Here is a 12,498-nt window from a genome sequence, read left to right on the forward strand (position 1 = left end):
ACATAATAGCTTAATTTTTCCAAACTGGCTATCGGTATATTGTCAAGGAATATATTTCACAGCTTGGCCCCAAATGTTCTCTGATTGTCCTCGCGCACGAACGCAACGTCGAACCAGTCGTATAAATATCGTCCATGAGCAGGATTTTAGCAGCAGAGGGCATATCCTCGCTATCCCATACAAAAGCTTCGCGCATGCTTTCGTGACGTGCTGCGCGCCCTCTCTGTTTGCTTAGCTTCGGAGTGTCCTTCGCTCGTCGTAGCAATGGTCTCACGGGAATCTTGATCGCTGCTCCTAAATGGCGGGCCAGCAAATCCACCTGATTAAAGCCGCGTTCCCGCAAACGTTGCGGATGTAAAGGAACCGTCGTGATACAGGTAAAACTCATGGCCCTGTAATAACGCTGAACCGTAATGGCGAGAAGCGTACCGTAGTATAAAGCTAGCCGCTCGTCACCGCGGTATTTAAACATTCCGAGCAAATCCTTCTCTCCTTTTTCATAGCGAAGCAAGCTTCGATTTGCCACCAATATCTGCTCATCTTCTCCATAAACACAATCCCTGCATAGCCCTTCGTTGCCGATACTAACCTGAATCACCATATCCCGCCCGCACCGCTGGCAAATATCACGCCCAATCACAGGTAAAGCATCAAGACAAGCTCCACACAACATAAGCCCTTTTAACATCCGGTAGATGACTGGATAGCTCGCCTGATTGGATAGCTGTCGGGCCTTTTCACGAACGACCGTTTCCTTTTGGAGAGCTGCGATATGTCCACCACAACCTACACACATCCCACTGGTCATGAAAGGCCTCTTTGTTCCGTGAGCTTTTGAGCCAAGCTGTTCATCTGTGAAATCTGTCTGACGGCCCGCTTTGGAGAAGTAGCGCGTTCTGCTTGTAAAAATAGAACATTACCTGTCGTATCATCAACGGATCGTCCTACTCGTCCTGCTATCTGCACCAATGACGCCTCGTCAAATACTGGCGCCTCCGCGCCTACCACTACTACGTCACTCTTGGGTATGGTCACACCCCGCTCCAGAATCGTAGTCGTCACCATGACGGTATAACGCTTTTCTCGAAATGCAAGTACCTTCTCCTCCCGCATAGGATCTGCCGCATGAACACCGGCCATCTCCCCCGCGTGAGCAGGAAGCCACTTTTGAAGGTACGATAGCACCTTGTCAATTTCATCAACTCGCGGGACAAACACAAAAGCTTGTCGGCATTCATTCAGGGAAGTACTCACCGCTTCTATAAACGGTGCCACGAATCGATTCGTCTGAACACGCTTATGTAAGCCTTGTACCGTGAGAATCTTGGGGACAGGAAGCGCAGCACCATGATAGCGCCCAGGCAACAGAACATGCGTATCAGAAAATAGCGGTATCGCGCCAGACGAGCCTAGGAATGAGCGCCCTTTTCTAACGAGCCGCTTTTGCAAATATCCCGGAGGTGTCGCGCTTAAATAGAGGAGCTTCCCATTCTTTTTCACCGCTCTGGATAGAGCGCGATACAAAATAGGATCATTATGATAGGGGAACGCGTCAGCCTCGTCGAGAACGACCAGCAAAAAACGCTGATGGAAGCGCATGACCTGATGCGTGGTCGCAATCGTGATGTCACTCTCTTCCCACTTCTCTGAGCTCGAACCGTGGACGGCTATCACTTTAGCCCCGGGAAAGACTCGCTGAATCCTCGGAGCCAGCTCCAACACGACGTCTTTTCGAGGTGTCGCAATCAAAACGCGACCGCCAGCAGCAAGTGCCTCTGTAACAGAAGGGAATAACAACTCTGTTTTGCCCGCTCCACAAACTGCCCAGATCAAAAACTCCGACAGCCCCGGCCTCGGATTGGCTACAAAGCAACGCGCTCGCTCAGCCGCCCGCGATTGATCTGCCGAATACTTCCCCGCCCACTCCAATCTCGCCACGTTCTGTATGTGATCTGCGCTACGGATAAGGGATGCCCCTGCATCCATTAAAAAATACGGTGTACAACACTTACTCCTGCCCATCCCTAAACAAGCTGTGCAATAAGCGCAGCCTTGCTCACACGTATGACAATAAGTAAACTCCACCTTCGCCCCTGCACTTCCGCAGCGTTCACAGACCAACTCCAGCCGATTGCGCCACCATCCTTTTGTAACCGCAAACCGAATGCCCGGTCGCCACTGCACTTTATTTGCGAGCACGAAAGAATGCAAAACGGCTGACAAATCATGCACGTCCACCCCTCGCTTTTTCAGCAAGGACTCCACTTCATCCCAAAGGAGTGCACGCCCGTCTAAAATCTCGCTCAAAACAGCTTCTTGTGGTTTCTCGACCGATGAGCTCCTTCGAAAAAGTTCGCGACCACCCAAAAAGCCCAACTGAGCACCCGGCAATTTCCCCGATACTTTGCTACCTCGATACGAGACTTTCACACTCTCCTCAACCGACTCCCAAGAAAACCATCCCTGCTCCCGGCGGTCCTGTATACTCACTGCTTCCCGTCCATATAAGTTGCTCGCCTCGCACACGCTACTTACCGCCAGCGCTCTCAACTCTTTTACATATCCATCAGTCAGCATCCGCCCTTTACCGACTTGTTCCATCACATACCCGTTCACCTTCGCACGCAAGGAAAAAGCCAGAGCAAGCGAAGACGTCTTTCCGATGACATGCAGGACACACCCTTCTCTCTCCTGCCAAAAAGAACGATCTACAGAAAAGCTCGGCGTAACATAAGTCTGCACCTGTGGTGTTGATCCGCCGCAAGCCTTGATATACAGCAAATACTCACGCATACGCTCACACCCCCGCCCTCATGCCCTTAGTGTGCAAAAAGACAGACAGGTCCGGCAAATAAATTTCGGAACCAAAATCAGGTCGTAGAAAAATAAAAAAGCCGCCGATCTATTGTCGACAGCTCGTAATATTTACACTCACCAAACTTTTATGCTCCCTCTTTTGTCTCCCGCAGATCAATGACGATGGTTCCAGCCGTCATCTCCTCCTGTCCGTCTCCCAAACAATGTCCGTACGGATAACGATTCAAGACGGCTGTCATCTTTTTCGTATCATCGTCTGATCCATCATCTATCAAGGTAATTCGGATAGGTCTGCCACTCCAATACGAGCGAAACAGCAGACTCCGTACTACACGTTCCAGCACCTGTTCCGAATTGCGCACCAGCAATCGATAATGCTCATGCGGGAGCTCGCTCGCGCTATCCGTCCGATTAGTCCAGCGCTCCGCGATCATTACCAACAAAGAGGAGCAGCCAAATGCTGCCAAAAGCCATACAATCAGCTCTTCCATCACGGTCATACCTCCTCCTATACCAAGGTATGCCGCACGGCTTGAACAGAGTGCAAATAGGAAGCGCTTCCTACAGTTTCACCCAGCCGTTTTTAATGGAGATGACAACAGCTTGTGTTCGGTCTTGAACATTGAGCTTTTGCAAAATGCTGCTAACGTGATTTTTAACCGTCTTTTCACTAATAAACAAGAATTCCCCAATGGCACGATTGCTTTTCCCTTCTGCCATCAGTTGCAATACTTCTCGCTCGCGACGGGTAAGCGATTCGATCACTTTTGGATCGATGGCTTGCGATTCATCTACGGAGAAGCTACGCTCTGCCGTCCCTTCCTGCTCGCTCAGACGACGGAATTCTTCAATGAGCTTGCCCGTCACCTTTGGATGTATGTACGCACCACCACTCGCTACTACACGCACAGCGTCAACGAGGTCTGTCGTTCCCATTTCCTTTAGCAAGTAGCCCGACGCTCCAGCGCGGAGTGTACGATACACATACCCCTCATCATCATGAATCGAAAGCATAATCACGCGAGTAGAAGGGCTTACAGAAATCACATTTTCTGCAGCAGAAACGCCATTTATGTTTGGCATATTAATATCCATCAACAAGACATCCGGCTTGTGCTCTTCCGCCAATACGGTGGCTTCTCCTCCGTCCGCACCTTCCCCGACGACCTTGAAATCTTCTTCCATTTCCAATATTCGCTTTACGCCTTCACGAAATAATTGATGGTCATCCACAATCACAATGCGGAGTTCTTGCTGTCTCTTATCCATGGTTCATCCCCCAGTACTTATTTACGTATCATGTCACAATTTTATCGGTATTTGGAATATAACCTTGGTTCCCTCTCCCGGAGTGGATTGCAGCTCGACACTGCCTTCTAAGAGCTGTACACGCTCACGCATTCCCAAGAGTCCAAAAGAGTTGCCATTCGCCATGCGTTTTTCCAGATCGAATCCGACCCCATCGTCTTTGACGACAAGGCTTAACGAATCTTGTACAAATTCCAGCTTCACTTGAACGGTCGTAGCGCCTGCGTGCTTCTCCACATTGTTCAGACATTCCTGAACCAAACGGAAGATCGCAGCCTTTACTGAACTTCGCAAAGGAGGCTCCACACCAAATACTACCAGATCGATGGAAGACTGAATACGCTCTTCGCACGTTTGAATATATTTTTGCAAGGTAGGTACTAGCCCTAAGTCATCTAATGCCATTGGACGCAAATCAAAAATAATACGTCGAACATCCGCCAAGCTCAAGCGTACCATTTCCTTCAGCTCGTGAAGTTCCATTTGCGCTTCTAAAATGCGCTCGTTTTTCAACATGCGCTCTACAATTTCCGAGCGCAACACGACATTCGCCATCGATTGAGCTGGACCGTCGTGAATTTCGCGCGCGACACGCTTGCGTTCTTCTTCCTGAGCCTGGATTACCTTTAGGCCCATCAACTGATGCTGCTTAGCCGATTCCAGCGCCTCGCCTATCTTGCTTAAGTCACCCGTCAAGTAACCAAGCACGACGCCCATTTGAGAAACCAGCTTTTCTGCACGGACGATGGTTTCTTCCAAAGTACGCAGTTGACGCTCCAAATCATTTCTTCTGCGCTTCAAATTGTTTTCCCGCTCGCGGTAAATGGACAGCTCTACCTGAATACGGCTCGCCTCTTCATACGCAACCCGGATATCTTCCTCCGTGTACATATGAAAATTACGACTGACCAACACGAGCTTGTTGCGCGATTTGCGATACGCGAGTTCAAGCGCATCGACTTTTTGAATCACTTTGGAAATCTCTTGTCGAAGTTCATGTAAATCGAACTTCAATGAGTTGCCATGCTGTCTGGCGTTTTCTGCTATATCAAATATTTGGGTTTTACTCGTTTCTACGGTTTCAATCGTTCGTTTGATCACCCCGTCCAGCACGCTGATGTCTATCGCTTTGTTCATGATTGCTCTCCTTCAAACTCATTTTTAGCCTTCGTGAACAACTGTTGGAGGTGCTCTTCTTCTACATCTCGCAGTCCCATGTCATTGCGTGGAATGGCAAACGGATCTGTTCCCTGTTTTACGAATCCACGATTGGATGTAAACACATAGCGGTAGCCAGCTTGACGTGCTGTCTCCAGTACGATTGGACTTGTGAATCCAAACGGCAACGAGATGACTTTGATCTCTTGCTTCATCCATTCGCTTAAGCTGACGCGAGATATACTGAAATCCACATAGAGGCGGTCCCTGTACTCTTTCTCGTCCTCTAAACGCTGCAAGTCTTTCAGATAGACCGGAGCTGTTTCTGGGCCAAGATCGCCCCACTCATTTCGTTCTTCCTCTTCATGCAGACTGTACGTGTGGGACCCGATCATAACCAGTCCCGTATGAATCATTTCGTTAACCTGTTGACGCGTAAGTGGTGGCGTCATATTCTCCCGTTTTCGGTCGGCTACATCTCTTAAGCGCCCCGCAATTGCGAAGTTCACTGAAGGGTAGCCGTATGTACGTAAGATCGGAAATGCTTCTTTGTAATAACTCTCATACCCATCGTCAAACGTAATCAAAACAGCATTCTCAGTCGGTAAGGTACCCGTCTCCATAAATCGCAGGAACTCATCCAACGAAATCGGATTCAGGTCGTTATCATGCAAAAATTTCATGTGTCGGGCAAATTGGTCAGGAGCTATGACATACCGCTGATTCGATTGATCCGTAACATGATGGTACGTCAAAACCACAACCTGATTGTTATACCACTTTTTCGTTTGAACCGCTGCTTCTTCAATTGGTGTGACGTTTGGCTCAGCATTTTTTGTCTCACTTATGCTTATAGACGTATCCACTTGGGGAAAAGGTTGCACTTCTTGTTTATTCTTTTTTTCCAGAAAAGATTCGCCTAACAACCCAATAGCCACTGCAAAAAACAAAAAAGTAAGAAACACGATCAGGAAGAGCCTTCTGTTCGGCAAAAAAACCCCTCCTCTACTTCCTCACTAGGAGATTCGACACAGTCCTACAAATTCCTGTGCAACAATCGACCCAATAATTGGATGACTTTGCTCCTAAAACGAAAAAGAGCCCAGTAGCAATACCAGGCTCTTTTTATGTCATTCAGCAATATTACAGTTGAGCAGCCTCTTGCTTCAGAACTTCTGCTTTGTCTGTTTGCTCCCAAGGAACATTCAGGTCATTGCGTCCGAAGTGGCCATATGCAGCTGTTTGTTTGTAGATAGGACGACGCAGGTCGAGCTGCTTGATGATACCAGCAGGACGCAGGTCGAAGTGTTTGCGAACCAATTTCACCAGAGCTTCTTCGGAAATGGTACCTGTACCGAATGTATCAACTGCGATGGAAACTGGTTGTGCTACACCAATCGCGTAAGCAACTTGTACTTCGCATTTGTCTGCGAGGCCAGCAGCCACGATGTTTTTCGCTACATAACGAGCTGCGTAAGCACCGGAACGGTCAACTTTTGTCGGATCTTTACCGGAGAACGCACCGCCGCCATGACGAGCATAACCGCCGTAAGTATCTACGATGATTTTGCGGCCAGTCAAGCCAGCATCCCCTTGTGGTCCGCCAATTACGAAACGGCCAGTTGGGTTGATGAAGTATTTGGTTTCAGCGTCCAACAGTTCAGCTGGAACAACTGGTTTGATTACGTGTTCTACCAGATCTTGCTTGATTTGCTCCAGTGTTGTTTCAGGAGCATGTTGGGTAGAAATAACGATTGTATCGATACGAACTGGTTTGTCGCCATCGTACTCAACAGTTACTTGTGTTTTTCCGTCAGGACGGAGGTAAGCAAGTGTTCCGTTTTTACGTACTTCCGTCAGACGACGAGCCAATTGGTGGGACATGCTGATCGGAAGTGGCATCAGTTCAGGTGTTTCATTGCATGCAAAACCAAACATCAAACCTTGGTCACCAGCACCAATTGCTTCAATCTCAGCGTCAGTCATTTGGCCTTCGCGTGCTTCCAATGCTTGGTCTACACCAAGTGCAATGTCAGCGGACTGCTCGCCAATTGCAGTAATAACACCGCAAGTATCAGCGTCAAAACCGAATTTCGCACGGTCATAACCGATTTCACGAATGGTTTCACGAACGAGCTTTTGGATATCCACATAAGTGTTTGTAGTGATTTCACCTGCTACGAGAACCAAACCAGTAGTTACGGAAGTTTCGCAAGCTACGCGAGCGTTTGGATCTTTGGACAGGATCGCATCCAAGATGGAGTCGGAAATTTGGTCACAAATTTTATCCGGATGTCCTTCAGTTACAGATTCGGATGTAAACAGACGACGACCTTTTTGCAAAGCCATGAGAAAATACCTCCTTTGACCTCATACAAATAGTGTGGTAGCCGAGTCAGGATTTTATCTACGTAAACGCAAATAAAAAACCTTTTCCATTTTTAGGAGGAAAAGGTTTGAGCGTTTTTTGCTTCCTTCATCCTCTTATCGGCCAGAACAGATGTCCGTTCTGCTGGTTAGCACCGCTCTAGATCGGTTGCCGGGCTTCATAGGGCCAGTCCCTCCGCCTGCTCTGGATAAGAGTATCCATTACGGATAATAGAATAATTGTTTTTTTCAGAGATGTCAATAGGAATAATTTTACTTATAATTGATAGGCTTTGGAAAGTACCACCACTACCTCGGCGCGCGTTGCCCTTCCGTTCGGTTTAAAGGAAGATCCGTACCCACTGAGCCAGTTTCTAGATGTCAAAGCTTCAATGGCAGGAGAAGCCCAATGACTCGCTGGCACATCCTGATATTTCGAGGTACCGCGGTTATACATCAAAACATCACGTGCCCGCGCGATCATTACTGCCATCTCTGCACGCGATATCGGCTGATCCGGCTTCATTTCACTCTTCGGGTACCCTTTCAAAATTCCTAACTGGTAGGCTACACCTAAGTTGTGATACGCCCAGTGCCGCTTTGGCATATCTCGGAAGGTCGTTTTTCCTGTGTAGGTAGTCGCTACCTTGGAACCGGTCGCACGCATCGACTTAAGCAGCATCGTCGCAAACTCTGCACGGGTCACTGCCTGATTCGGCTTGAACGACGCATCATTAAATCCATTTACAATATCGCGAGAGCTAAGTCTGACGATCTCTGAGCGTGCCCAGTGGTCGGAAATATCGCGATAGCCCGCTATCAATTTCTGCTGCGTCACCGTGAGTCGGTACGATTCATATTTGAATGCAGTACCGCTATTGAGGCGTACATAGTATTTTCCTGGCTGCAAGCGCAACCCGATAATGTCATTCCCACTATTGGAAAGCTCGGCTACCTCATTCGTCGAAGCAAGCGCATAGTTCATGTTTCGATCGCTGTAAAGTGCGAAACGAAAGCCACTCTCCACAGGAATATACGGCGCCCGGAATGTCACATATGATTCGCTATTCACAGTAAATTGGAACCAGTCGGAATCAGTTGCTGTCGGAATTGTTCCTGACATCACTGTCCCACCGCTTAACGGAGACGCCTTTTGATAGGTATCATTCGGCTCATTGAAATCCTTTTTAACTGGCGTGTACCCCAAATCCAGCTGGTATTCGCCATTGACTGCATTCCGCGAATACTCGCTCACACGGATGTAATATTTACCCGGGGACACCTCTTTACTGACCCGCTCTGTCGGATTGTCCTTTGTCCCATTATCGTACAGAGGATCCCAGACTACTGATTTTTGACCGGGCGCTTGTTTACCAAGACCCAGCAACAGATCCACTCGTTTGTTGTCAGGGCTAACAGAAACATCTAAATGCCCGTACTCACGAACGTAGTAGGAGAACCAATCCTGATCGCCTTCATCATGAAAATTGCCTGTCACACTAATTTGGTTCCCTACGAGCGGTCTTGCCGTTTCTTGTGTATCGTTCGGTTCATTTCGGTCAGGGTTGATCGAAAATTTACTCGTCAACACGTATGTAAAAGCGTTGTTGACGCCTCCACTGCGCATTAAGCGGATGTTCATTCTTCCTGCCTTGGCCGGGACTGTTATCGTATCGCCATTCCCGAAGTACTGTGTAATCGGTTGACGATTCTCAGGGTAAAAGGTAGCAGCCATCGCTGAAGAAATACCCGATGTCACTGTAGCCGTAAAGCTGACCTTTCCATCGTAAGGAATGTCCATCTTCAGCCAATCTACGGTATCTTTTGGACCCAAATTGCCGCGTATTTGTGACTCAATCGGAAACGCCTTCGCTTTGGAAGAAGAATCATTCGGCTCTAAAAAGTCGTAAGAAAGTGCCGTTTTTACTGCTTTGTTGACATCTAACAAGCCGTATCCAGTCTTCCGATCCCATCCTTTCTCCCCCAAGTCAGTAGCCGTTTGATAAAGCAATTGCCTCACATCAAATGGACTAAGATTAGGGTGCCGAGCGAGAATGAGCGCAGCTGCACCAGCTACTTGCGGTGCCGCTGCTGAAGTACCACTAAACGAGCCGTATTTTCCCCCAAGCTTCGTTGTGTATACATTCAACCCAGGAGCAACCATATTCAATTCAGGCCCCGTATTTGCCTGAGACAAGACTTCATTGTTACTTCTCACAGCCCCTACCGCTACGACTGTTGGATACGCAGCCGGATACGCCACACGGCTACTTTCATTACCACTTGCTGCAACCAAAACGGCTCCACTTCTCTCCGCGCGTTGTACAGCAGCTGCCAACGATTTGGAGTAAGCCATACTGCTAAAGGACATCACAATGACTTTAGCACCACGATCCAAAGCTACATTGATGCCCTTCGCAATCAGCTCTACATCCGATGACGCCTTGCTATTCAAGACTTTAATCGGTAAAATCCTGGCATTCCAAAGAACACCTGAAACACCGATATTATTATTTCCACTAGCAGCAAGAACACCGGCTACTTCTGTGCCGTGCCCGTTGTCGTCCTGTGCTGACTTCCCGGGATTGACGAGATTCACACCCGGCAAAAGATTGCCCTTTAAATCAGGGTGTTTATAATCTGCCCCAGAATCCAATACAGCAATAATAATCTGCTCATTGCTATTTACCGCTGGCCAAGCTTTATCTGCTTTAATTTGACTGAGATGCAGCTGGTTGGTCAAATAGTAGTCATTGGATGCGGGAGGTGCTGCTGCGAAGACTGATTGGTTGTTTGCCATAATGAGCGTGACCATTAATGTAACAGTCACTGACATGTTCACTGATCTTTTCATGTAAAACAGTCCTTCCTTCTCTCCCCTGCAAAAGTAGCAGTCTAAAAGGAATTCAGGTATTTGTCATCTGGTCTTTAGCATAGCGGATGAAAAGGGGGACACGCAACCCTCATTCTCCAATATTTGGAACGTTTTCACAGAAGAAAACCCTTTTCACCATCGGCAAAAAGGGTTTTTCTCCTTACTGTAACAAACCTTTATTGTCTTCTACTTCAGGTGCTACCTGAGCTTTTTCTTTTTTTCGTTGTTGCGCTTTCGGAATAAAGGCAGTGAGTTCAGCAATATTTACCGTTTCTTTTTTAAAGGAAGAGGAAGGAATATCGAACGCCCACACGCGATGGCTGTTCGCTTCCACCTTCATGTTTTCCAATGTGAAGTGTACACGTGCTACCGTATCGCCCGCTTTATCATGAACAATAATTGGTACTTCGGTAAACTCCAGACGTTTTCCTAATCCGTTACGGAAAGCAACGATAACTTTCAAGCCATTATCTTCACCAGGCTTGATATCGAGGACTTGCAAATCTACTTCGCCCTCTACAATCGGATTCTTCTCTTCAGCCTGTTGCAAATACTGCTCCGACTCATTTGCACTCAGACCCCAATTATAATTTTGGTTATCCTCTACTTCGTGCTTTTTAGGCTTGATAAAAGTCAGCATCAGAGGTATCTCTTTTTCAGGGATACGGTCGAACTCATCCCAACGGAACATAAATTCCATCGGGCGACTGGACATCTCTCCTACTGGTCCCGAAGCAACCAGGTCAAACGTTTTTCTCGCGACCTCTTCTCCGTCCTCCGTAACCAAAGACAACGGGAGCTTTTGAAGCAAAACGCTGCGCTCTGTCGCATTGCGAATGTAGGTAAGAACCAGATAACCATCATTGGTAACCTGCGTGAAGAACGGAATGATACCCACTTCGTTACGAACCACTGGAGGCATTTCATCATGCGCGTATTGCAATAGCTCCTGCTCAGCGTCATCCAATTGATTTTCCCAGGGACCGTTCATCACCAAAAACAGTTCCTTCGAGTCCACACGGTTCGCAGATTGTTGCGGATTATCCAGTCCGGATACACCCAAATAAAACTCTCTATGAAGATTCTCATGAATATCTTCGCGTACTTGCTCCAAGCTCTCTTTGGAACCAAACCAATTTTCCAATAACCAACTCATATAGCAACCTCCTCTTTCCCATCCTGAAAAAATGTGCGTTCTACTCTACAGTAAGCGCCCATCTTTTCAGGTCGGCATCAGGCTTTTTCACAAATTTAGGTGGGAATACAATCAGCCACGGACGGCTGTTTCCAGGCTTCACCCGAATGGTGCTTGCATCCAGAGAACCTGTCGCAACTACATCTCCATCTGAATCCGAAATCGTCAATTTGAGTTTTTCCGGACGGTAATCATGGCTGAGTCCATTTCGGAAAAGCATGGCTACCACCAGGTTTCCTTCCTCGGTTTTCCGGATGTCAAAACCCGTTACTTCCACCGTATTAATAGGAACCAACGGCAAAGACTGTGTCAAAGCTTCCAGACGATCCTTTTGACGATCAGTCATGCGCTTCTCCATTTCAGGATCAAGCTCCAGTGTACGAGGCCAAACATGTGTACTTCTGCTGGCCTTCATTACCACTTTCCAACGGCTAAAGGTGAAATTGTCATGCAAATAGCTTTCTTCCGGGAACAAAACCTCCCATGGACGGCTGGAATGCGGTGGAATAGCCTCCATATCTGACAAATCCACTCTGATCCGCGCAAAAGGCTTGTCGTCCAGATAAATCGCTAATCCTACATTTTTAATACGCACAGGTTTATTTGTGGCGTTGCGGAAAAACATAGCGACAGTCATTCCGTTTGGCTGCGGAATCATACTGAAGCCTGTTACGCTAATCATGCCTGGTACCATCTCAGGCAACTCTGCTTGCAAAAAGCGGAGAGTGTACTTTTTCTCCGAATCCAGCTCACTTTCCCATATCGGGCTCAAGGATAG

10 protein-coding genes and 1 riboswitch are annotated in these 12,498 nt (G+C 47.7%); all 10 genes read right to left on the bottom strand.

Annotated elements, in window-relative coordinates:
- Window positions 1–28: 28 nt before the first annotated feature.
- Window positions 29–808, bottom strand: coding sequence for a ComF family protein (locus HP568_RS20700; RefSeq protein WP_173630100.1), 780 nt, complete (start codon window positions 806–808; stop codon window positions 29–31).
- Entirely contained in the window at window positions 805–2,793 is a 1,989-nt protein-coding gene (locus HP568_RS20705; RefSeq protein ID WP_173630101.1) for an ATP-dependent helicase ComFA, read from the bottom strand. Before HP568_RS20705 ends, HP568_RS20700 begins: the two co-directional genes overlap by 4 nt.
- A gap of 149 nt (window positions 2,794–2,942) precedes the next feature.
- Entirely contained in the window at window positions 2,943–3,308 is a 366-nt protein-coding gene (locus HP568_RS20710; RefSeq protein ID WP_048035036.1) for a glycosyltransferase family A protein, read from the bottom strand.
- A 70-nt stretch (window positions 3,309–3,378) separates the two neighbouring features.
- Window positions 3,379–4,086 carry a response regulator gene (locus HP568_RS20715; RefSeq protein WP_017252297.1) on the bottom strand — a complete coding sequence of 236 codons (708 nt, stop codon included), beginning with the start codon at window positions 4,084–4,086 and terminating at the stop codon, window positions 3,379–3,381.
- Window positions 4,087–4,119: 33 nt separating this feature from the next.
- On the bottom strand, window positions 4,120–5,262 hold the full coding sequence (locus HP568_RS20720; protein WP_048035037.1) for a sensor histidine kinase: 1,143 nt from the start codon (window positions 5,260–5,262) through the stop codon (window positions 4,120–4,122).
- Window positions 5,259–6,275 (bottom strand): polysaccharide deacetylase family protein, encoded by a 1,017-nt coding sequence (locus HP568_RS20725; RefSeq protein ID WP_173630102.1) that lies wholly within the window; start codon window positions 6,273–6,275, stop codon window positions 5,259–5,261. Before HP568_RS20725 ends, HP568_RS20720 begins: the two co-directional genes overlap by 4 nt.
- Window positions 6,276–6,426: 151 nt before the next feature.
- Window positions 6,427–7,632, bottom strand: a complete 1,206-nt coding sequence (metK, locus tag HP568_RS20730; protein WP_048035039.1) for a methionine adenosyltransferase — start codon at window positions 7,630–7,632, stop codon at window positions 6,427–6,429.
- A gap of 132 nt (window positions 7,633–7,764) precedes the next feature.
- Window positions 7,765–7,866, bottom strand: a riboswitch (SAM riboswitch).
- Window positions 7,867–7,927: 61 nt separating this feature from the next.
- On the bottom strand, window positions 7,928–10,486 hold the full coding sequence (locus HP568_RS20735) for a S8 family peptidase (protein ID WP_375154943.1): 2,559 nt from the start codon (window positions 10,484–10,486) through the stop codon (window positions 7,928–7,930).
- A 199-nt stretch (window positions 10,487–10,685) separates the two neighbouring features.
- The gene (locus tag HP568_RS20740) at window positions 10,686–11,681 is read right to left on the bottom strand and encodes an SLAP domain-containing protein (protein ID WP_048035041.1); all 996 of its coding nucleotides are present in this window, start codon (window positions 11,679–11,681) and stop codon (window positions 10,686–10,688) included.
- Window positions 11,682–11,721: 40 nt separating this feature from the next.
- Window positions 11,722–12,498, bottom strand: a 777-nt coding sequence (locus tag HP568_RS20745; protein ID WP_173630104.1) for an SLAP domain-containing protein, incomplete at its 5' end; no start/stop codon positions are given.

Source organism: Brevibacillus sp. MS2.2, from assembly GCF_013284345.1.
GTDB classification, from domain to species: domain Bacteria; phylum Bacillota; class Bacilli; order Brevibacillales; family Brevibacillaceae; genus Brevibacillus; species Brevibacillus brevis_C.